Source organism: Oerskovia sp. NPDC060338 (assembly GCF_042726295.1).
Classification (GTDB): Bacteria; Actinomycetota; Actinomycetes; order Actinomycetales; family Cellulomonadaceae; genus Oerskovia; species Oerskovia merdavium.
Genome location: NZ_JBHXCQ010000018.1, coordinates 59962 through 82260, shown reverse-complemented (window position 1 = coordinate 82260; position 22299 = coordinate 59962). Strand labels below are relative to the sequence as shown.

15 protein-coding genes are annotated in these 22299 nt (G+C 72.8%); 7 read left to right on the top strand and 8 right to left on the bottom strand.

Features of this window, described 5'->3' with window-relative positions; all coding sequences use genetic code 11:
* Positions 1–11: 11 nt before the first annotated feature.
* Positions 12–956 (top strand): co-chaperone YbbN, encoded by a 945-nt coding sequence (locus ACFWGN_RS19865; protein ID WP_377619333.1) that lies wholly within the window; start codon positions 12–14, stop codon positions 954–956.
* A gap of 126 nt (positions 957–1082) precedes the next feature.
* Here ACFWGN_RS19865 and glgB read toward each other — a convergent pair whose 3' ends face one another.
* Positions 1083–3386 (bottom strand): 1,4-alpha-glucan branching protein GlgB, encoded by a 2304-nt coding sequence (gene glgB, locus ACFWGN_RS19860; RefSeq protein WP_377619331.1) that lies wholly within the window; start codon positions 3384–3386, stop codon positions 1083–1085.
* A 250-nt stretch (positions 3387–3636) separates the two neighbouring features.
* Between glgB and ACFWGN_RS19855 the strand changes: the two genes are divergently transcribed.
* Both ACFWGN_RS19855 and ACFWGN_RS19850 read left to right on the top strand, forming a co-directional pair.
* Complete coding sequence (locus ACFWGN_RS19855) at positions 3637–3786, top strand: hypothetical protein (RefSeq protein ID WP_191799951.1); 150 nt, start codon at positions 3637–3639, stop codon at positions 3784–3786.
* Positions 3787–3795: 9 nt separating this feature from the next.
* Positions 3796–4509, top strand: a complete 714-nt coding sequence (locus tag ACFWGN_RS19850; protein ID WP_377619328.1) for a DUF6338 family protein — start codon at positions 3796–3798, stop codon at positions 4507–4509.
* Here the strand turns inward: ACFWGN_RS19850 and ACFWGN_RS19845 are convergent.
* From ACFWGN_RS19845 to ACFWGN_RS19835, 3 genes are all read right to left on the bottom strand, one after another.
* Complete coding sequence (locus ACFWGN_RS19845) at positions 4475–6025, bottom strand: aminoglycoside phosphotransferase (RefSeq protein WP_377619326.1); 1551 nt, start codon at positions 6023–6025, stop codon at positions 4475–4477. The two genes, ACFWGN_RS19850 and ACFWGN_RS19845, sit on opposite strands and share 35 nt — an antisense overlap.
* A 93-nt stretch (positions 6026–6118) precedes the next feature.
* Positions 6119–7969, bottom strand: a complete 1851-nt coding sequence (treS, locus tag ACFWGN_RS19840) for a maltose alpha-D-glucosyltransferase (RefSeq protein ID WP_377619324.1) — start codon at positions 7967–7969, stop codon at positions 6119–6121.
* Entirely contained in the window at positions 7966–9996 is a 2031-nt protein-coding gene (locus tag ACFWGN_RS19835) for a maltotransferase domain-containing protein (protein ID WP_377619352.1), read from the bottom strand. Before ACFWGN_RS19835 ends, treS begins: the two co-directional genes overlap by 4 nt.
* Positions 9997–10287: 291 nt before the next feature.
* Between ACFWGN_RS19835 and glgP the strand changes: the two genes are divergently transcribed.
* Positions 10288–12873: an alpha-glucan family phosphorylase gene (gene glgP / locus ACFWGN_RS19830; protein WP_377619322.1), complete on the top strand. Its 2586-nt coding sequence runs from the start codon at positions 10288–10290 to the stop codon at positions 12871–12873.
* A gap of 72 nt (positions 12874–12945) precedes the next feature.
* Here glgP and ACFWGN_RS19825 read toward each other — a convergent pair whose 3' ends face one another.
* Together ACFWGN_RS19825 and ACFWGN_RS19820 are read right to left on the bottom strand one after the other, a co-directional pair.
* Positions 12946–13515 (bottom strand): hypothetical protein, encoded by a 570-nt coding sequence (locus tag ACFWGN_RS19825; RefSeq protein ID WP_377619320.1) that lies wholly within the window; start codon positions 13513–13515, stop codon positions 12946–12948.
* 571 nt (positions 13516–14086) lie between these two features.
* Positions 14087–15259, bottom strand: coding sequence for a hypothetical protein (locus ACFWGN_RS19820; RefSeq protein ID WP_377619318.1), 1173 nt, complete (start codon positions 15257–15259; stop codon positions 14087–14089).
* A gap of 64 nt (positions 15260–15323) precedes the next feature.
* Here ACFWGN_RS19820 and ACFWGN_RS19815 point away from each other — a divergent pair, with 64 nt between their 5' ends.
* Complete coding sequence (locus tag ACFWGN_RS19815) at positions 15324–16088, top strand: hypothetical protein (RefSeq protein ID WP_377619316.1); 765 nt, start codon at positions 15324–15326, stop codon at positions 16086–16088.
* A gap of 46 nt (positions 16089–16134) precedes the next feature.
* On the opposite strand, the gene ACFWGN_RS19810 is transcribed toward ACFWGN_RS19815, so the two are convergent.
* Together ACFWGN_RS19810 and glgX are read right to left on the bottom strand one after the other, a co-directional pair.
* Positions 16135–17895, bottom strand: coding sequence for an FAD-binding dehydrogenase (locus ACFWGN_RS19810; protein ID WP_377619314.1), 1761 nt, complete (start codon positions 17893–17895; stop codon positions 16135–16137).
* Between the two features lie 106 nt (positions 17896–18001).
* Complete coding sequence (gene glgX, locus ACFWGN_RS19805) at positions 18002–20311, bottom strand: glycogen debranching protein GlgX (RefSeq protein ID WP_377619312.1); 2310 nt, start codon at positions 20309–20311, stop codon at positions 18002–18004.
* Positions 20312–20490: 179 nt separating this feature from the next.
* On the opposite strand from glgX, the gene ACFWGN_RS19800 reads away from it, so the two are divergent.
* Together ACFWGN_RS19800 and ACFWGN_RS19795 are read left to right on the top strand one after the other, a co-directional pair.
* Positions 20491–21300 (top strand): electron transfer flavoprotein subunit beta/FixA family protein, encoded by an 810-nt coding sequence (locus tag ACFWGN_RS19800; RefSeq protein ID WP_191799930.1) that lies wholly within the window; start codon positions 20491–20493, stop codon positions 21298–21300.
* Between the two features lie 11 nt (positions 21301–21311).
* Positions 21312–22289 (top strand): electron transfer flavoprotein subunit alpha/FixB family protein, encoded by a 978-nt coding sequence (locus ACFWGN_RS19795; protein ID WP_377619310.1) that lies wholly within the window; start codon positions 21312–21314, stop codon positions 22287–22289.
* Positions 22290–22299 lie beyond the last annotated feature (10 nt).

The window sequence follows — 22299 nt, the reverse complement described above, 5'->3', positions numbered from 1 at the left end:
AGGATGAGCGCATGAGCCAACCGAGCCAGCAGCCGAACTTCGACGTGCGCGGCGCCGTCGACCTGTCGTCCCTGAACCGTCCGTCGGCGCCCCCGCCCGGGACGCCCGGCGGTGCCCCCGAGGCCGGCGGCTACGTCGTCGACGTCACGGAGGAGTCGTTCCCGCAGCTCGTCCAGGACTCCGCGCAGTACCCGGTCGTGGTCCTGCTGTGGATCCCCACGGACCAGGCGAACGCCCAGCTCGGCACCGAGCTGGGCGCGATCGCCGAGGAGTTCGCGGGGCGTTTCCTCCTGGGCCGTGTCGACGCACAGACCTACCCGCAGATCGCCGCGGCGTTCCAGGTGGAGAGCGTCCCGACGGTCGTCGCGATCGTGGGGGGCCAGCCGGTCCCGCTCTTCCAGGGGGCCGCTGCAGGAGACCAGATCCGTGCGGTCCTGCAGCAGGTGCTGCAGATCGCCGAGGGCAACGGCGTCACGGGCCGCGCGCCCGCGCAAGGGGTTGCGGACCCGGACGCGGCGCTGGCTCCCGAGCCCGAGCCCGAGCTCCCGCCGCTGCACCAGGAGGCGTTCGACGCGATCGAGCGCGACGACTTCGACGCGGCCGTCGCGGCGTACCAGAAGGCCATCAAGCAGGACCCGCGCGACCACCTCGCGGCCGCGGGCCTGGCGCAGGTGGGCCTGCTGCGCCGCACGCGCGACCTCGACCTGCAGGCGACCCGCGAGGCCGCCGCTGCGCGGCCCACGGACCTCGCCGCGCAGCTCGACGTCGCGGACATGGACATGCTCGGTGGCAAGGTCGAGGACGCGTTCGGTCGCCTGCTGGACCTTCTGCCGGGCGCGAGCGCCGAGGACAAGGAGACGCTGCGCCTGCGCCTCGTCGACTACTTCGAGATCCTCGGGCCGACCGACCCGCGCGTCGGCAAGGCACGCCAGCTCCTGGCGATCAACCTGTACTGACGACCTGCGAAGGGCCTCGGCACGCGACGCGTGCCGAGGCCCTTCGTCGTTCGCCCGGGCGACCGTCGCTCACCCGACGGCACGGGTGCCGGCGCAGCCGTGCGAGCGAGCAGCACAGACCTGCCGTCAGCGCTCGGGCACGGGCTCGAGGTAGAGAGCCCCGAGCGGCGGGACGCGCAGCTCGACCGAGGACGCGCGTCCCTTCCAGGGCCGCGGCTCGGACTCGACCTCGCCGAGGTTGCCGACCCCCGATCCGCCGTAGACCTCGGCGTCGGTGTTGAGGACCTCGCGCCAGCGCCCGCCGTGCGGCAGGGCGAGGCGGTAGCCCTCGTGGGGGGTCCCGGCGAAGTTCACGACGACCGCGACGTGGTTCCCGGCAGCGTCCCGGCGCAGGAACGCCAGGACGTTGTGGTCGGCGTCCTCGGCGTCGAGCCACTCGAAGCCCGCCGGGTCGTGGTCGAGGGCCCAGAGGGCGGGCGTGCGTCGGTAGAGGTCGTTGAGGTCGCGCACGAGGCGCTGCACCCCGGCCTTGCCGGGGTCGCCGAGCCCTGCCCAGTCCAGGCTCGCGGCCTCGTTCCACTCGGCGTGCTGCGCGATCTCGGAGCCCATGAAGAGCAGCTGCTTGCCGGGGTGGGCCCACTGGTAGGCGAGGAACGAACGGACGCCCGCGCGCTTCTGCCAGTCGTCGCCGGGCATCTTGCCGTAGAGCGAGCCCTTGCCGTGCACGACCTCGTCGTGGCTGATGGGCAGGACGAACTGCTCGGAGTAGGCGTAGACCATCGAGAACGTGATCTCGTGGTGGTGGTAGCGCCGGTTGATGGGCTCCTCGGCGACGTAGCGCAGGGAGTCGTTCATCCAGCCCATGTTCCACTTGAGCCCGAACCCGAGGCCGCCTGCGTCGGTGGGGCGCGTCACGCCCGGCCAGGCCGTGGACTCCTCGGCGATCATCATGACGCCGGGCGTGCGGCGGTAGGCCGTCGCGTTGGTCTCCTGGAGGAACGCGATCGCCTCGAGGTTCTCGCGCCCGCCGTGCACGTTGGGGTGCCACTGGCCGGGGTTGCGCGAGTAGTCGAGGTAGAGCATCGAGGCGACGGCGTCGACGCGCAGCGCGTCGACGTGGAACTCCTCGAACCAGTAGGTCGCGTTGGCGACGAGGAAGTTGCGCACCTCGTTGCGCCCGAAGTCGAACACGTACGTGCCCCAGTCCGGCTGCTCGCCGCGCAGCGGGTCGGGGTGCTCGTAGAGCGGCGTGCCGTCGAAGCGTGCGAGCGCCCACTCGTCCTTGGGGAAGTGGGCGGGTACCCAGTCCAGGATCACGCCGATCCCGGCGCGGTGCAGCGTGTCGACGAGGTGACGGAAGTCGTCGGGGTGCCCGAACCGCGAGGTCGGGGCGTAGTAGCTCGTGACCTGGTAGCCCCACGAGCCGCCGTAGGGGTGCTCGGCCACGGGCATGAGCTCGACGTGCGTGAACCCGGTCTCGAGGACGTACGCGGTGAGCTGCTCGGCGAGCTCGCGGTAGCTCAGGCCCTGCCGCCAGGAGCCCAGGTGCACCTCGTAGATGCTCACGGGGCCCGTGTGCGGGTCGCGGGCCGCGCGCTCGGTGATCCAGTCGGCGTCCGTCCACTCGTGCCGGGACTCGACCACGACGCTCGCGTTGGCGGGTGGGACCTGCGTGCCCTTGGCGAGGGGGTCGGCCTTCTGGAGCCACGTCCCGCCCGGGGTGAGGATCTCGTACTTGTAGAGCGTGCCGGGACCGATCCCGGGCACGAACAGCTCCCAGACCCCGGTGTCGCCCAGCGCACGCAGGGCGTGCGTCGTGCCCTGCCAGTGGTTGAAGTCGCCGATGACCCGCACGGCGCGCGCATTCGGGGCCCAGACCGCGAACGCGGTGCCGCTCGTGGTGCCGGGGGAACCGGGCTCGCCCAGGATGCTCGGGTAGGTCGTGGGGTTGGCACCCAGGACCGTCCACAGCTCCTCGTGGCGGCCCTCGCGCACCAGGTGCTGGTCGACCTCGCCGAGGGTCGGCAGGAAGCGGTAGGGGTCGTCCTGGAGCGTCGTGGTCTCGCCGTAGCGCGCGCGGATGCGGTAGTCGGGGGCGTGCAGCACGGGCGTGGACCGGGCGTCGGCGCCGAGCGGCTCGTCGACCGCGGCGGGCACGACCGCGACCCAGATCCCGTCCTGCTCGTGCGTCGCGGCGAACTCGCCGTCGAGCGTCACGATCGTGACCTCGTCCGCGAGCGGGCGCAGGACACGCACGGTGGCCGCGCCCCCGGTGCGGCCCCCTGGGAGCGGGACGGCCGTCAGGTGCGGGCCGAGGACCCCGTGCGGGTCGAACGACCGTCCCTGCGCGACGGCCGCGAGCGCCGCGGGATCGGCAGGGACGACGGGGAGCGGTGGGAGGGAGCTCGGAGGTGTCGATGACCCGGTCATGGCCCAACCTTTCCACGTCGCCGGGCTGCTTGTGCACTCCCCGCGCCGCGTCGCGGCTGCGGCGGCCCGGGTTCACCCTGGCCGGAGGGCGTGCTGGGGGGTGCGGGTGCTCGGAGGGGCCCGGGCGTCGTGGCCCGGTGACCCAGCGCGCCGCGTGCGCCGCGCCAGGACGGGCCGCTGCTTACCGGGCACACGATGAGGGGTGGCGATAGGCTGCGGTTCAGGCGAGGTCTGGGTCAAGGAGGACAGGATGTCCACGAGCAGCTCCAAGGAATCCGACGACCGACGCATCAAGCAGGGCGTTGAGAAGAGGTCCAACGACAGCCTTGGTGCCAACAAGGCGACGTCAGGTGGTTCGGGCGACGGAGCCGGTGAGGATCCAGCAGGAGAGGCCTTCTAGTTCGTGGTCGTGGACGGGTGGACCGGGCTGCTCCTGTTCCTGCTCCTCGCAGCGCCGGGCTTGTTGTTCGACCTGCGCGCTCGATCGTGGCGGGTCACCACGCAGGAGTCGGCGTTCGAAGAGGCCGGTCGGATCACCCTCGCGTCGTTGGGGTTCACGGCGTTCGGTGCACTGGTCGCCTGGGCTGCCTGGCATCTCCCGCTCCTTCGGTTCGACTATCTGAGGTTCAGCGCGGACAGCGCCTACGCCTGGGCGAACGCGTTCCGTGCGCTGGGAGTCCTCGCGATCTCCACCGTCGCGGCCTGCCTGCTCGCCCTGGTGGTCGACGGGATCTGGAAGCGACGCCGGACCAGGGACGGGAGCGTCGCGACGCTCAGCGGGAGCACCGAGTGGTACGACACGTTCCGGACCGACCGACCGGCCGGGACGATGTGCTTCGCGCAGGTCGATCTCGTCGACGGGACGAGCTGGCGCGGTTGGATCGAGCGTTATTCGGCCGACGCGCGCGAGGGCGCGCGTGCCATCGTCCTCAGCGGGCACCTGTCGGTCACGCGCCCGGGGAGCGCCCCGCTCAACCTCGATCGCGCGTGGTCACGGGTCGTCATCGAGGGTTCGCAGATCGCCACGGTCGCGGTGAAGTACCTCGAGCGGCCGAACGACGTCCCGGCTCCTGGACCTCAGGGCTCGCCTATCGCCCGCCCAGCAGCCGGTCCACGGCCGTGAGCGGGATCGGCTCCCACGCGGGCCGGTTGCGCGACTCGTACACGACCTCGTACAGCGCCTTGTCGAGGACGAGCGCCCGCAGGAGGGCCTCGGTGGTCGCGACCGAGAGCCCGGCGGTCCCGTCGTCCTCGCCCACGGCCCGCCGGTAGCCCTCGACGAACGCGGTGCGCGCCGTCGTCGTCCAGCGGGGTGAGCGGGCACCGCCGACCGCGGCCGCGTAGTCGAGCGATCGCACGATCCCGGCGACGTCGCGCAGCGGCAGGTCCGGGCGCGTGCGCTCGGACACGGGCCGCAGGGGTTCGCCCTCGAAGTCGAGGATCTTCCAGCCGGCGCCGCGCGCGTGCAGGGCCTGGCCCAGGTGCATGTCGCCGTGGATCGCCTGGAGCAGGGGCGGGGGAGCGTCGTCGCGAGCCAGGCGTTCGCCGACCTGGTCGAGGAACGCCTCGACGAGCGGGGCGCGCCGGGCGAGCGGGAGCGAGCCTGCACAGGCCTCACGGGCCCGACGGCGCAGGTCGCCCAGCAGCCAGCCCGCCTCGAGCGGTGGCCCGGTCGGCAGCGCCACGCGCAGCGCGCCGTGCATGCTCGCGAGCGTCGCACCGAGCTCGGCCGCGAGGTCGGCGAACGAGCGGTCCTGGGACGCGTAGGCGCACGCGAGCTCGAACCCGTCCTGGGCGTCGGTCACGAGCTCGCTGAGGATCGCGAGGTGCGCCGTCCGGGCGGTCGCCCCGGCCGACGGCCCGGGACCCGACCCGCCCGGTCCGGCCGACGGGCTGGGGACGTCGACCGCGTCCCACGAGGCCTCGACCCAGCCGAGCGGGCGAGGGACGCCCGTCCACCCGACCCGGGCGAGCGCGTCCGGGACCACGACGTCGGGGTGCGCGCCGATCGCGACGGTCCGCAGGATCTTGAGGATCGAGCCACCCACGACCCCGGGCAGGATCACCGACGTGTTGGACTGCTCGCCCCCGACGGTCCGGGCTCCTGTCAGGTCCGGGTGCTCGCCGGGTCCTCCCGCACGGGCACCCTCGGCCGGCTCGAGCACCGCGAGGAGAGCCACCCACAGGTCGGGGTGCGTGGCGCCGTCGTGCACCGCGAGCGGAGCGCCGAGCGGGTCGCCGGGCTGGGCGGGCGGGCCCGGCACGAAGCCGACCAGGCCCGGCAGGGGCGTACGAGCCGCGTCCTGGGCGCCCGCGCCGGACCCGGCGTCGGGAGAGGCGGGCTCGCCCGATGCCGCGAGCCGGCCCGCGGGCGTGAGCACGAGCGGGACCTGGATCACGAGGTCCACCCCCTCGCCCTCGACGCGCAGCAGGTGCAGCGCGCAGCGGTCGGTGAGCGCGAAGCTCAGCCACGGGACGTGACGCACCGCCACCCCTTTGACCGGGTACCAGCGCTGGGTCGGCAACCACGTGTCGAGCAGGCCCAGCAGGCGTGCGTCCGGGACCGGGGCACGCTGCGCCGACCCGAGCGGTCCGTGGCGGGACGCGACGGGCGGGGACGAGACGGTCTTCGGGACCACGTCAGCTCCTTCTGCCGTGCAGGGTGAGGGCTGCCGGCCCGGTCGCCGCGACACCGCCCACGTCGGCGTCCACGACGCCACGGGCGTCAGCGTCTACGACACCGTGAGCCAGTAGAAGTCCCTCGAACCCCATGTCATCACGACGTCGCCGTCCTCGCCCACCGGAGGGAACGGTGCGCCGCCGAACACGTCGGTGAGCGTCGCCCCGGCGTGCTCGGGCAGGTGGATCGTGGCGGTGCGCGCGGTCGAGGCGAGGTTCGCGACGCACAGGATCGTCTCGGCCTCGTTGCGACGCAGGAACGCGAGCACCGCGTCGTTGTCGCTGGTCAGAGTGACCTGCTCCCCGTCCCCGAACGCCGGGTGCAGGCGGCGCACCGCGAGCATCCCGTGGACCCAGTGCAGCAGCGACGTCGGCTGTGCGAGCTGGCCCTCGACGTTGACGTAGCCGTAGTGGTGCACGAGCGACTGGATGAGCGGCAGGTAGAGCTTGCCCGGGTCGGCGGTCGAGAAGCCCGCGTTGCGGTCCGGCGTCCACTGCATGGGCGTGCGGACCGCGTCGCGGTCGGGCAGCCAGATGTTGTCGCCCATCCCGATCTCGTCGCCGTAGTACAGGCACGGGCTGCCGGGCAGCGACAGGAGCAGCGCGTGCGCGAGCTCGATCTCCTTGCGCGAGTTGTCCAGGAGCGGAGCCAGACGGCGGCGGATGCCGACGTTCGCACGCATGCGCGGGTCCTGCGCGTACCACCCGTACATCGACGCGCGCTCCTCGGTCGAGACCATCTCGAGCGTGAGCTCGTCGTGGTTGCGCAGGAACGTGCTCCACTGGGCGCCCGCCGGTATGGGCGGGGTGTCGCGCAGGATGTCGACGATCTGGTTGGCCCGCTGGTCCTTGATCGCGTAGTAGATGCGCGGCATCACGGGGAAGTGGAAGCACATGTGGCACTCCGGCTCCTCCTCGGTGCCGAAGTAGTCCACGACCTCCGCAGGCCACTGGTTGGCCTCGGCGAGGATGATCCGGCCGGGGAACTCGGTGTCGACCATCTCGCGCACCCGCCGCAGGAACCGGTGCGTCTCGGGCAGGTTCTCGCAGTTGGTGCCCTCGGCCTCGAACAGGTACGGGACCGCGTCGAGCCGGAACCCGTCGACGCCCACCTGCAGCCAGAACCGCGTCACGTCGAGCATGGCGTCCGCGACGCGCGAGTTCTCGAAGTTGAGGTCCGGCTGGTGCGAGAAGAACCGGTGCCAGAAGTACTGTCGCCGCACCGGGTCGAACGTCCAGTTGCTCGTCTCGGTGTCCACGAAGATGATGCGGGCGTCCTGGTAGCGCGTGTTGTCGTCGCTCCACACGTAGAAGTCGCCGTACGGACCCTCGGGGTCGGCGCGCGAGGCCTGGAACCACGGGTGCTGGTCGCTCGTGTGGTTCATGACCAGGTCGATCACGATCCGGATGCCGCGCGAGTGGGCCTCGGCGATGAGTTCGGTGAAGTCGGACATGGACCCGTACTGGCCCGCGATCGCGGTGTAGTCGGCCACGTCGTACCCGCCGTCCCGCAGGGGCGAGGGATAGAACGGCGGCAGCCACAGGGCGTCGATCCCGAGCCACTGGAGGTAGTCGAGCCGGTCGATGAGCCCGCGCAGGTCTCCCGAGCCGTCGCCCGACGAGTCCGAGAACGCGCGGACCAGGACCTCGTAGAACACCGCGGTCCGGTACCAGGAGGGGTCGTCGGACAGTCCCGCGCGCTGCGCCAGCGGCGCGGCCGGCTGCCGCCGGGGAGGCAGCGCACCCACGGGCAGGGGAGCCGGGGCCGTCGCGGGCGCGACGGGAGCAGGGCCAGCCGCGTGGCCGTCCCGGGCGGCGCCACCCGGGACGCCGCCCGGCACCCCGCCCGACGTGGCGGACGGTACCTGCCCCCCGGCGGGCGGCAGGTACGGGGGTGCGGTCATGGCGCGCCCACGTGGATGACGTGCGCGACCTGCTCCTGCGGCACGAGCCGGACGTACACGTCCTGCCCCCACCCGTACGAGGCACCGCTCAGGAGGTCGTGCGCGACGAACTGCCCGTGCTCGGCGGGTACGCCCAGGGCCGCGAGGTCGAGGTGGACCATGGACTCCTGCGTGCCCCACGGGTCCAGGTTGACGACCACGATCACGGTGTCGGCGGGCTCGGGCGTCCCGTCCGGTGCCACGCGTGCCGGCAGGTGGCGCGAGAACGCGAGGACCTGGTCGTTGCTCGTCGGGTGGATCGTGAGGTTGCGCAGCTGGCGCAGCGCGGGATGCTCGCGGCGCACCTCGTTGAGCCGCGTCAGGAGCGTCGAGATCCCGATCTCCTGCGCGAGCGCCCAGTCGCGCGGCTTGTACTCGTACTTCTCGTTGTCGATCTGCTCCTCGACCCCGGGACGCGGCACGTTCTCGACGAGCTCGTAGCCCGAGTAGATCCCCCAGGTGGGCGAGCCGAGGGCCGCGAGCACGGCTCGCACCGCGAACCCGGCGACCCCGCCGTGCTGGAGGTAGGGCGGCAGGATGTCGTGCGTCGTGGGCCAGAAGCTCGGACGCATGTAGGACCCCGTGGGTCCTGAGACCTCGGCGAGGTACTCCGCGAGCTCGGTCTTCTCGTTGCGCCACGTGAAGTAGGTGTACGACTGGTGGAACCCGATGCGCGCGAGCGTGTGCATCATCGCGGGCTTGGTGAACGCCTCCGACAGGAAGATCACCTCGGGGTCGGTGGCACGGACCTCGGCCAGCAGCCACTCCCAGAACTCGAGCGGCTTGGTGTGCGGGTTGTCGACCCGGAACGCCGTGACGCCGCGCGCGATCCAGACCCGCACGACGCGCAGCACCTCGGCGTAGATGCCCGCGGGGTCGTTGTCGAAGTTCAGCGGGTAGATGTCCTGGTACTTCTTGGGCGGGTTCTCGGCGTAGGCGATCGAGCCGTCGACGCGGGTCGTGAACCACTCGGGGTGCTCGGTGACCCACGGGTGGTCGGGCGAGCACTGGAGCGCGAGGTCGAGCGCGACCTCCATGCCCAGGCGACGGGCCTCCTTCACGAACGCCTTGAACGTGCGCTCGCTGCCGAGCTCGGGGTGGATCGCGTCGTGCCCGCCGTCCTTCGAGCCGATCGCGTAGGGCGATCCCGGGTCGCCCGGCAGCGCGGTCAGCGAGTTGTTGCGGCCCTTGCGGTGCGTCGTCCCGATGGGGTGCACGGGCGTCAGGTAGACCATGTCGAAACCCATGGCGGCGATCGCGGGCAGGCGCCGGGCGGCGCTCGTGAACGTGCCCGACCGCCAGGTCCCGTCCTTGAGGCGACGCGCGCCCTCGGAGCGGGGGAACATCTCGTACCAGGCACCGGCCAGGGCGAGCGGCCGGTCCACCACGAGCGGGTACGTGCCCGACGGCGTCACGAAGTCCCGCAGAGGCGTGCGGGCCAGGGCGTCGCGCACCTCGGGCGACAGGGCTGCCGCGAGACGGGCCGGCGAAGGGCGAGACGGGTCCGCGAGGGCGGCCGCGCCGTCGTGCAGGGTCTTCGCGTCCTGCGGGCTGAGGCCCGCCAGGGCCGTGATGCGCTCGAACAGCGCGACACCCTCGGCGAGCATGAGCTCGACGTCGATGCCCGCCGCGACCTTGATCGCGGCGTCGTGCGCCCACGTGCCGTACGGGTCCGACCACGCCTCGACGCGGAACGACCAGGCCCCCGGCGCGTCGGGCGATACCGTCGCGCGGAAGCGGTCGAGACCCGGAGCCACGTCGACCATGTGCGCCCACGAGTGGTCGCTGCCGTCGGGGGCGACGAGCACCGCGGTCGCCGCGACCGCGTCGTGCCCCTCGCGGAACACCGTGGCCTCGACCGGGACGACCTCGCCGACCACGGCCTTGGCGGGCCAGCGGCCCCCCTCGACGACGGGGGATACGTCGACGACCGGGATGCGACCGATCGGTGCGGCCGGCGTGACCGGGGGAGCCTCGCGGACCGGCATCGGGGGCACCGGTCGGGGTGCCGTCGGGGGCGCTGTGCGCGTCCTGCGGGGAGACACGGTCGAGGAGGCGCCGGCGGACGCGTTCGGGCGGGCGGTCGCGGGGGTCGCGAGGTTCTCAGGCACCTGCACAAGGTATCGAGCGCGGGCCGTGAGCGGCACCCGCAGAGCGGGTGTGGCGCCGAACCTCCACGCGCTCGCCGCTCGGCGGGCGGGTGAAAGTTCATGCAAGCGTTACAGGGAGGTGGTGGGCAGGGGGTGTGCGGCGACCGACTGTTGCGTACTGTCGGACCCGTGAGAGCGATCAGACGTTTCACCGTCCGCACCGTCCTGCCCGCCGAGCTGCACGACCTCGACGAGCTGTCCCTCAACCTGCGCTGGTCCTGGCACGCCCCCACGCGCCAGCTCTTCTCGGGGATCGACCCGCAGCTGTGGGACTCCGTGAAGCGCGACCCCGTGGCGCTGCTGGGAGCGCTCGGACCGGACCGGCTCGCGGCGCTCGCAGCCGACAACGGCTTCGTCGAGCGCGTGCGCGCGGCCGCCGCCGACCTGCACCGGTACCTCCAGGACCCCCTCTGGTACCAGCAGCAGGTCGCAGGGGGCGAGGCTCTCCCCGCGGCGATCGCCTACTTCTCCCCGGAGTACGGCATCACCTCGGTGCTGCCGCAGTACTCGGGCGGGCTCGGCATCCTCGCGGGCGACCACCTCAAGAGCGCGTCCGACCTGGGCGTGCCCATCGTGGGTGTCGGGCTGCTCTACGGCGCCGGCTACTTCCGCCAGTCCCTCACGCGTGACGGCTGGCAGGTCGAGACCTACCCGCTGCTCGACCCGGACGGGCTCCCGCTGACCATCCTGCGCGAGGACGACGGCACCCCCGCGCGCGTCTCGATCGACCTGCCCGGCGGGCGCGTGCTGCACGCGCACGTGTGGGTCGCGGCGGTCGGCCGCGTGCCGCTGCTGCTGCTCGACTCCAACGTGCCGGGCAACGACGAGGCCGCTCGCAAGGTCACCGACCGCCTCTACGGCGGCGGCGGCGAGCACCGGCTCCAGCAGGAGCTGCTGCTCGGCGTGGGCGGGGTGCGCGCGCTGCGCCTGTGGTCGCGCCTGACCGGGGCCCCCGAGCCCGAGGTCTACCACACCAACGAGGGGCACGCCGGGTTCCTGGGCGTCGAGCGCATCCGCGAGCTCGTCACCGGCGCGGGCCTCACGTTCGACGCGGCCCTCGAGGCGGTGCGGGCCGCGACGGTCTTCACGACCCACACCCCCGTGCCCGCGGGCATCGACCGGTTCGGCCGCGACCTCGTCTCGCAGTACTTCGGCGGGGACAACCAGATCCCCGGGATCGACGTCGAGCAGGTCCTCTCGCTCGGTGCCGAGGACTACGACGGCGGCGACCCGACGGTCTTCAACATGGCCGTCATGGGACTGCGCCTGGGCGGGCGCGCCAACGGCGTCTCGCTCCTGCACGGCGAGGTCTCGCGCGGCATGTTCAACGGGCTGTGGCCGGGCTTCGACTCGCGCGAGGTCCCCATCACGTCCGTGACCAACGGCGTGCACTCGCCCACGTGGGTCGACCCCAGGATGGCCGCGCTCGAGGCCGAGAAGCTGGGCCTCGACGAGCTCACGGCCGACTCCGCGTCGTCGGGCTGGCTGAACCCCGACGCCGTGACCGACGCCGAGCTGTGGGACATGCGCCGCGAGCTGCGCGGGCAGCTGGTCGACGAGGCCCGCAACCGGCTGCGCAGGTCCTGGCGCGAGCGCGGGGCCAGCCCCGCCGAGCTCGGCTGGGTCGACGACGCGCTCTCGCCCGACGTCCTGACCATCGGGTTCGCGCGTCGCGTCCCCACGTACAAGCGGCTCACGCTCATGCTGCGCGACCCCGAGCGCCTGCGCTCGCTGCTGCTCGACCCCGAGCGGCCCGTCCAGCTCATCGTCGCCGGCAAGTCCCACCCCGCCGACGACCAGGGCAAGCGGCTCATCCAGCAGCTCGTCCGGTTCACCGACGAGGCCGACGTGCGCGGCCGCATCGTGTTCCTGCCGAACTACGACATCGGCATGGCGCAGTCGCTCTACCCGGGCTGCGACGTGTGGCTCAACAACCCGTTGCGCCCGCTCGAGGCGAGCGGCACGTCGGGCATGAAGTCCGCGCTCAACGGCGGGCTCAACCTGTCGATCCTCGACGGGTGGTGGGACGAGTGGTACGACGGCGAGAACGGCTGGGCCATCCCCACGGCCGACGGCGTCGAAGACACCGAGCGTCGTGACGACCTCGAGGCCGCCGCGCTCTACGACCTCATCGAGACCCAGGTCGCCGCGCGCTTCTACGACCGTGACGAGCGGGGCGTCCCCGGTCGCTGGCTCCAGATGGTGCGGCACACGCTCGCGACCCTGGGACCCAAGGTCCAGGCCACGCGCATGGTCGCCGACTACGTGCACCGCCTGTACGGGCCGGCTGCGGTCGCCGGGCGCACGCTCAACGCCCCGGGGTTCGAGCCCGCGCGCGAGCTCGCGGCGTGGAAGCAGCACGTGCGCGGCGACTGGTCGCGCGTGCGTGTGGACCACGTCGAGTCGAGCGGAATCCGCGAGGTGCCTCAGGTCGGCGACCTCCTGACGGTCAAGGCCTACGTGTCGCTCGGCGACCTGCAGCCCGGCGACGTCGAGGTCCAGGTCGTCCACGGTCGCGTGACCGAGGCCGACGTGATCGAGACCTTCACGGCCGAGCCGCTCGAGCTCGCCGAGACGTACGAGGCGGGGCGGGCGGCGTTCGCCGGGTCGGTGCGGCTCGAGGCGTCGGGCCCGTTCGGGTACACCGTGCGGATCGTGCCTCAGCACGAGGGGCTCGCGAGCGTCGCGGAGCTGGGGCTGGTCGCGAACGCCTGACCGGCTGTGCTGCCGAAGTAGAACGTGCCGCGTGAAGTAGAACCCCCTGCGTTCTACTTCACGCGGCACGTTCTACTTCACCCGCTCGCGGGCAAGCCTCCTGGCCGTACGGAGCCGACCCGCGAGGCGTTCCAGGTCCTTCAGGTCCTCCCACGTCACGCGAAGGATCGTCCACCCCGCCTCTCTGAGCGCGTCCTCACGCAACTTCTCGGCGAGCAGGCTCTCCCCGGGGTCGCCCATGCCGCCGGCGTACTTGACCATGCCGTCGAACTCGAGCCCGATGCGAAGCTCGGGCCAGGCGAGGTCGAGTCGAAACTCGCCGCGCCAGGTGACGACTGAGTACTGGGGGACGAGTGACGGGAGACCGGCGTCGAGAGCGGCCCAACGCAACAGCGTCTCGCCGGGGGACTCCGACCGGGCGTCGGCAATCCGGAGGATCTGCCGCGCCTGGATCACCCCGCGCTTTCCCGCCGACTCGTCGAGGATCGTCTCGAGCAACGGGACCTCGGCACCGAGCCGCAGCGCAGAGTCGGCGATGACCAGGGCGCTGGCGGGCCGCAGCGAACGGGCGCAGTCGACCGCCGTCCGCTCCAGGGACGTGACCGGGACGCCGTCCAGGTCGTGCCGGTCGCGTTCGGGCAACGCGGTCCAGTGACGTCGGGTGGTCGGGTCGGAGTCGCGGCGCACGCTGGGATTCGCGAGCTGGGTCACATGGACCAGTCGCCTGAGCCGCCAGGTCCAGCACCCCCACAGGAGAGCCGCTGTCTCATGGCTCAGCCAGTAGGAGGTGCCCAACCTTTCCACGACCCCTCGCACGCTCGCGAGCACCTCGGCCTCGCGGCGGCGTGCGGGCCCGTCGCCGGTCGGGAGCGGGAGGTAGACGCCCGGGCGGACACGGACCACCTGTCCATCACGTCGGCTCCGCTCGAGCCGTGCCCGGGTCGCTGGTTCGTAGCGCAGCGCGGGAGGGACCTGACGGCCGGACTCTGCTCGTGCCATGTCGTTCAGCGTGCCGGTGATCGGCGGCGCCAGGCGAGGTGCCCGGGAATCTGTGGACAACCGGGCGGCGAAGTAGAACGTCCTGCTCGAAGTAGTGCGCAGCGCGTTCTACCTCGCGCAGTAGGTTCTACTTCGACGTCAGGCCTGTACCTCGACGTCAGGCCTGTACCTCGACGTCAGGCCTGTACCTCGACGTCAGGCCTGTACCCCGACGTCAGCCCTCCGCCTCGACGTCAGACGCGGTCGCACCCCTCAGCAGCCCCAGGTACCGCACCCTCGTCGCGAGCACCTCGCGCAGCTGCTCCCCGATCCCCTCGACGAACTCCTCGCGGTACACCGCGTCGACCTGGACCGAGATGGCGTAGTACAGACCGGTGAACGTCGCGATCGCGACCGACACCCGCACGAGGGTCTGCGTGACCACGAGCGGGCTCCCCGACAGGTCGAACGTCAGGAGCACGCGCTGCCCGTCGATGCCCCACAGGTCCATGACCTCGGGCGTCACGGTCAGCGTCCCGAGCGCGACGAAGAAGATGCCCATCCCGGCACTGACCACGAGCACCTGCAGGAGCTGGGAGAGGCCGATCATCGCGGCCACGTTGAACCGCTGGCTGCGGGTCAGCGGTGGGAGGTCCGAGGCGCCCGGCACCCCGTCCGCGGCCGTGCGCAGCGCGTTCCGCGCCTCGGTCGGCAGGCGCAGCCCCACGAACAGCACGACGAGCCCCGCGAAGAACGTCCCCAGGATCACCCCCGCGGCCCCGCCCGTCCGGCTGAAGACCTGCCACACCTCGGCGTTGTAGAACAGGACGAGCGAGAACACCATGAGCAGTGGCAGGAGCCGCACGAGCCGCATCAGCGACGCCCCGAGCTCGTCGACGATCCGTGCGAGCCCCCACCACAGCGACGAGCCGACGCCGTACGCGACCACGACCCACACGAGCCCCAGGAGCAGCAGGTTGCCGCCGGCCGTGACGAGCGCGGCGCCCCACGCACCCCCGAACACCGCGGGCAGCACGGCGGGCACGAGCACGAAGAACGCGAGCTCGGGCCCGCCGACGTCCTGCGGCAGGGTCGACCAGTGCCGTCCGCGCAGGACGTTGAGCCCCGCGTAGGCCGCGGCGATCAGCACCGCGCCCCCGGCCACGGCGAGCAGGTTGGCCCACCAGGTCCACCCGCCGTTCAGGGCGCCCGTGAGCTCGAGCAGCAGCACGACCACGAGGAAGGGCGCCGAGCGCCCGAACACGTCACGGCGCGCCGAGTGGTCCTCGAGCAGCAGGGGCAGGCCGTTGCGTCGCAGGACGCGTTCGCAGCCCGCGACGTCGAGCCGGTCCACGCCCGGACCGCCGGCCGGGGGACCGGGGGGAGCGGCGCCGTCGGGCAGGTTCATGCCGGGAGCGTACCGGCAGGGCGGTCCGCCGGCCGGGCGCCCTCGCCGCGGCTACGTTCGCCTCATGCCCGACGACGCCGCTCACCTCCCCGACCTTCCCCCGCCCTTCGGTGGGGTCGCGTGGGACGGCGACGCGTCGGCCGGGGCCTGGATCGGGCCCCTTCTGGGGGAGTGGGGGACCGTGGGGGCGTGCGTCCCGTCGGGCTATGCCGCCTATGCACGCATCCCCGACGTGCCCGCGTGGGCCGAGGAGGACGAAGGGATCGGGTCGCTCTACCTGGGACGGAGCGAGCGGACCGGACCCGAGCAGATGGACCTGCTGCTCGACGCCCTCGCGCCGTTCACGGGCGACCAGGTGTGCCACTTCGCGCTGTGGACCGGGTACGGGTGGCTGTACGACCATGCGACCCGTCCCGAGGACTCGACGTCGTTCGCCCTGCTCTCGTTCGGGATCGACGACGTGGGTGAGGGGGACGCGCCGGGGTCCTCGTTCGCGCTCGCGCAGGCGCAGGCCGAGGCCCGGGTGCGAGCGCTGCGGGACGCGCACCAGGTCGAGCGGCCTGCGGCACCGATGCTCGAGCTGCCGTACCGCGGCTACCACCTGTGGCACGGGCCGCTCGCGCAGGCCGCAGCCTTCGCGTCGCTCCGCCAGTCGCCCACGCTGTGGTGGCCGGACGACCGGTCGTGGTTCGTGTGCACCGAGCTCGACACCGTGTCCACGGACCTCGGGGGCAGCGAGGAGCTCGTCGCGGCGCTGCTCGAGGTGCCCGGGCTCCGCGCGTCGCGCGTGAGCCCGGACGACCCGGTGCAGATGCCCGCGGACTGGTGACGGGAGCGGTCCTCCGTCTCCAGGCGTGCCGCCCCGGTCCCCGGCCCTACAGGCTCCGCGCGAGCGCGCGCCCCACGGTCCGTCCCGAGAAGAGACACCCGCCGAGGAACGTCCCCTCGAGCGCCCGGTGACCGTGCACGCCGCCGCCCCCGAACCCCGCGGCCTCGCCGGCGGCGTACAGGCCCTCGAAGACCGAGCCGTCAGGGCGCAGCACGCGGCCGTCGGTGTCGGTGTGCAGCCCGCCGAGCGTCTTGCGGGTCAGGACCGAGAGCCGGACCGCGAGCATGGGCCCGTCCTTGGGCGTCGTGAGCGGGCGCGGCGGGGACACGCGGATGACGCGGTCGACGAAGAACTTGCGGGCCATCGCCGTCGCCACGACCTGGTGGTCCTTGCCGAGCCCCGAGCGCACCTGGTCGTCACGCAGCCGGACCAGCCGTTCGAGCTCGGTCGCGTCGATGTGCCCCTGCGACCCGGGGGTCGCGGCCGTCAGGGCGTTCATCCCGGCGGCGAGCTCGGTCGGGTTCGCGCCCCACACGAACTCGGGCGACTCGGCGGCGAACCTGGCCACGGGACCGACCGCCCCGGGCAGCACCCGCTGTGCCAGCAGCCGCACGCTCCGGCCGGTGAGGTCGGGGTTCTGCTCCGAGCCCGACAGCGCGAACTCGCTCTCCATGATGGCCTTGTTGAGCACGAACCAGGAGTGGTCGTCGGCGCGGCCCGTGACGTGCTGGAGCGAGCCCAGGGCGTCGAACCCCGGGAAGAGCGGGGCGGGCAACCGGTGGCCGTGCGCGTCGACCCACAGCGACGAGGGTCCGGGCAGGATGCGGATGCCGTGGTGGGTCCACACGGGCGAGTGGTTCGCGATGCCCTCGGGGTAGTGCCACATGCGGTCCTCGTGGACCAGGGCCGCGCCCGCGTCGCGCGTGACGCCGAGCATCAGACCGTCGGTCGAGTCGGGGACGCCCGAGAGCATGCGCTCGGGCAGGACGCCAGCGCCCGCGGGCCAGTTCGCGCGGACCAGGTCGTGGTTCGCGCCGATCCCCCCGGAGGAGACGACGACGGCGCTCGCCGACAGCTCGACCTCGCCCACGACGTCGCGCACCGAGGGCACGCCTCGCTCGACCGGGTCGTCGGCCAGGATCTCCGCCCGCACCCCCGTGACGGCGCCGTCGGTGACGACGAGCTCGGTGACGCGGTGCCGGAAGCGGATGTCGAGCAGACCGGCCTCCCTGGCGTCGAGCGCCGCCCGGACGAAGGGCTCGAGGATGCCGGGACCGGTGCCCCAGGTGACGTGGAACCGGGGCACGCTGTTGCCGTGGCCACCCGCGGGGTACCCGCCCCGCTCGGCCCACTGGACGAGCGGGAACCATCGCACGCCCTTGTCGTGCAGCCACGAGCGCATGTCCCCCGCCGCGAAGTCCACGAACCCTCTGGCCCAGGCGTAGCCCCAGCGGTCCGGCCCGGTGCCGTCCGCCGCGCCCGGCGCGAACTGCGCCGAGCCGAGCCAGTCGTCGAGGGCGAGCTCGGGGGTGTCCTTGACCCCCATGCGGCGCTGCTCGGGCGAGTCGACCAGGAAGAGACCGCCGAAGGACCAGAAGGCCTGCCCGCCCAGGCTCGCGGCGGGCTCCTGGTCGAGGAGGATCACGTGACGGCCCGCCGCGGTGAGCTCGGTCGCGGCGACGAGCCCGGACAGGCCCGCACCGACGACGATGACCTCGGCGGAGCCGGCAGGTCCGGGGCTGGTAGCGCTCCCGCGGGCGGGGCGGGCTGCGGTCGGGTCGGGGATGCTGACGTCGTTGTCACTCATGCGCAGAGACTAGACCCCGTGTCCCTTCGCGAGGTAGAGGTGGCCCGGCGTCGAGGTGGTCGAGGTGGTGGTCCCGAGACCTCTACCCCGACGCCGGACCTCTACCTCAGCGCTGCGGAGCGGAGAGGTAGACCTGCATGCTGAGGGGCTCGAGCAGGACGGGCTGCGCGCCGGTCCTGCCAGCGGGGTCCTGGTCGGCGGAGGCGCCCTCGGTGCCCTCGCCCCCGTGCTCGCCCTCGGTGGGGTGCTCCCAGTCGGAGTCCCACGCGAGCTCCCAGGCGCAACCCGCAGCCCCGCCGCGCCCCGGCACCTCGGCGAGCGTGACCTCGACCGTGTCGAGCGCACCGTTGACCACGACGAGCACGTCCCGGTCGCCCTCGTCCGGGCCCGTGCGCAGCATCTGCAGGACCCGGAAGCCGGGGTCGTGCCAGGCGTCGTGGTCGAGAGGACGCCCGGCGGAGTCGAACCACGCGAGGTCCGGGACAGCGTCCTCGGCGGCATGACGCGGCCTGCCGTGGAAGAACGCGTCGCTGCGCAGCGCGGCGTGCTCGCGACGCAGGGCGAGCAGGTGCGTCGTGGTCGCGAGCAGGTCCTTGCGCCACGGCGACAGGTCCCAGCTCACCCAGGACAGCGGCCCGTCCTGGCAGTAGGCGTTGTTGTTGCCCCGCTGCGTGCGGCCCATCTCGTCGCCCGCCGTGAGCATGGGGGTGCCCGCGGCCAGGATCTGCGTGGCCATGAGGTTGCGGATCGAGCGTCGCCGCAGGGGAGCGATCACGAGCCCGGGCTCGAACCCCCCGTGCTCGAGCACGGCCTCCTCGTCTTGCAGCCGTCCCTCGATGCCGTGGTTCCAGGACCGGTTGTCGTCGCTGCCGTCCCGGTTGCCCTCGCCGTTGGCCTCGTTGTGCTTGTGCTCGTAGGCGACGAGGTCGGCGAGCGTGAAGCCGTCGTGGGCCGTCACGAAGTTGATCGACGCGACCGGCCCGCGCATGAGCGGCGGGTCGCTGTGCCCGAACAGGTCCGCCGACCCGGCCAGGCGGGTCGCGAGCTCGCGCACGCCCTGGCCCTGGCGCCCGTGCGAGGCCTCACGGGGGTCGGCGAGCCAGAACTGGCGCACGGCGCCGCGGAAGCGGTCGTTCCACTCGGCCATCGGGGCGGGGAACTGCCCGGTCCGCCACCCGCCGGGGCCTACGTCCCACGGTTCGGCGATGAGCTTGAGCCCGTTCAGCACGGGGTCGGTCTGGAGCGCGACGAGGAACGGGTGGTCGGGGTCGAACCCGCTCGGCCTGCGACCGAGGGTCACCGCGAGGTCGAACCGGAAGCCGTCGACCCCGATCTCCTGGGCCCAGTAGCGCAGCGAGTCGAGCGCCGCCTGGACCACGCGGGCGCGCCGGAAGTCGAGGCTGTTGCCCGTCCCGGTGACGTCGGCCAGCCGGGCCGGGGTCGCGCCGTCGTGCAGGTAGTGCACGGGGTTGTCGAGGCCGCGCCACGACAGGTGGGGCCCGTCGACCCCGCCCTCGCACGTGTGGTTGTGGACCACGTCGAGCACGACCTCGATCCCGGCCTCGTGCAGCAGGTGGACCATGCCGCGGACCTCGTCGACCACGGCGCCCGGCCCGGCCTCCTGCGCGGCCCGCGTCGCGTACGGCGCGTGCGGGGCGAAGAACCCGGCCGTCGAGTAGCCCCAGTAGTTGGTCAGGCCCTTGGCCACGAGGTGCGGCTCCGACAGGAACGCGTGGATCGGCAGGAGCTCGATCGTCGTGACACCCAGGTCCCGGAGGTGCGCGATCGAGGCCGGGTGAGCGAGCCCCGCGTAGGTGCCGCGCAGCGGCTCGGGCACGGCCTCGAGCTGCATGGTCAGGCCGCGCACGTGCGCCTCGTACAGCACGGTGTCGGCCCACGGGACCTGCGGCCGACGCACGGGCGGGTGGTTCGTGCGCGGGGCCACGACGACCGAGTGCGGCACGTGGGCCGCGGAGTCGCGCGGGTCGGCCGGACCGCCCGGGTCGCCGACGAGCGCTCCCGAGGCGTCGCGCTCGGTCACGTGCCCGCGCGTCGAGGGGTCCTCGTCGAGCTCGCCCACGAGCCCGCGCGCGTACGGGTCGAGGAGCAGCTTCGCGGGGTTGTACCGGAGACCTGCGGCGGGATCCCAAGGACCGTGGGCGCGGAAGCCGTAGCGCTGCCCCTCGCGCACGCCGGGCACACGACCGTGCCAGACGCCGTAGCTCGGCCCGTCGAGCGCGACGCGCCGCTCGTGGACCTCACCGTCGGGGGAGACGTCGAGCAGGCACAGGTCGACGGCGCTCGCGTGCGACGCGAGCACGGCGACGTCGACGCCGTCTCCTGCGAGGTGCACGCCGAGCGGCGGGACCGGGCCGTGCGAGGGGCGGGGGCGGGGGGTGGGGGCAAGCGCTTGCACCCCTCCATTGTGCGGCCCGGTCGTGGACGGTTCGTGCTCACCACGTGGTCGTGCGCAAGATCTCACCCGGCGCCGGGGCGCTGCCCGGTAGGGTTTCGACTGTGCCGCGTCCTCGCGAGGGGACCTGGCGTGCGGGTTCGTCCCGGGTCCACCGTCGCCCACCCACGGAGCTCATCACGATGAGGATCGTCGTCGCCGTCAAGTATGTTCCCGATATCCACGCCGACCGTCGATTCGACGAGGGCCGCGTCGTGCGCTCGTCGGAGGAGGGGACGCTCAACGAGCTCGACGAGAACGCGATCGAGGCCGCCCTGAAGATCGTCGAGTCGCTGCCCGAGGACGAGCAGTCGTCCTCCGAGGTCGTCGTCCTGACCATGGCCGGCCCCGAGTCCGACACCGCGATCCGCAAGGCGTACCAGATGGGCGTCGGACGCGGGGTGCGTGTGAGCGACGAGGCGCTCGCGGGCTCGGACTACTTCGGCACCGTCAGCACGCTGGCCGCCGCGATCCGCAAGCTCGAGGAGGAGGGCCCGGTCGACCTGGTCGTCACGGGCATGGCCGCGCTCGACGGGCTGGGGTCCGTCGTCCCGGTGCTGCTCGCGGCCGAGCTCGACCTGCCGCAGCTCACGCTCGCGGGCAAGCTCGAGGTCGACGCCGACGCACGGACCGCTCAGGTCACGCGCGAGCTCGACGACGCGCTCGAGGTGCTCTCGGCACCGCTGCCCGCGGTGGTCTCGGTGACGGACCACGCGAACTGGCCGCGCTTCCCGAACTTCAAGCTCATCATGGCCGCGCGCACCCAGCCCATCGAGGTCTGGAGCCTCGCGGACCTGGGCATCGACCCCGCCACGGTGGGCGACGCCGGTGCGCGCACGCACATCCTCAGCGCCACGCCGCGCCCGCCGCGCCCCGAGGTCGAGGTCGTCGTCGACAAGGGCGAGGGCGGCCGTGCACTGGCCGAGTTCCTCATCCGCAACGAGCTGGTCTGAGAGGGAACACCGTGACCACCAACGTCCTCGTCCTGCTCGACTCCCCGGAGACGCAGCTGCGCTCCGCGGCCCTCGAGCTCCTCACCATCGCCCGCAGCCTCGGGCGACCCAAGGCGGTGACGCTCGGCAGCCCGAGCGTCACGACGCTCGCCCAGCTCGGCGCCTACGGCGTCGACACGGTCCTCCAGGCCGAGCTGCCCACGTCCCTGAGCCCCGGCGCCGAGCACCTCACGGCCGTCGTCTCGCAGACGCTCGCGACCGCGGTGCGCCGTGCGAACGCCGACGTCGTGCTGCTCTCGGCGACCTTCCCCAACAAGGAGGCCGCCGCACGCCTCGCGTACGAGCTCGGTGCGGGCCTCGTGATCGACGCCGCCGCGGTCCGTGCCGAGGACGGCAAGGCGGTGGGCTACAAGCGGGTCTTCGCAGGCTCGTGGGACACCGCGTGCGAGGTCTCGACGGACGTCGCGGTCTTCACGGTCCGCGCCAACTCGGTCGTGCCGGAGCCTGCCGAGTCCTCGGTCGCGACCGAGGTCATCGGGTTCCCCGTCGAGGTCCCGGCATCGGCCACGCGGGTCACGGTCGTCTCGCGCGAGGAGAAGCCGGTCGTCGAGGGCGGGCGCCCGAGCCTGGCCGAGGCAGCGTCGGTCGTGGCCGGCGGGCGCGGCACCGACGGTGACTTCGCTCCGATCGAGGAGCTCGCGGACGCGCTCGGCGCGGCCGTGGGCGCAACCCGCGACGTGGTCTACGAGGGCTGGTTCGACACGTTCATCGGCCAGACCGGCGTGACGATCGCGCCCCGCCTGTACATCGGTGCGGGCATCTCGGGGGCTCCGCACCACCGTGGTGGCATGCAGGCCTCGCAGGTCATCGTCGCGGTCAACAACGACTCCGACTGCCCGCTGTTCGAGATCGCGGACTTCGCGGTCGTCGGCGACCTCGCCGAGGTGCTGCCGCAGGCGGCGAAGGTCATCCGCGAGCACAAGGGCTGACCACCCGCAC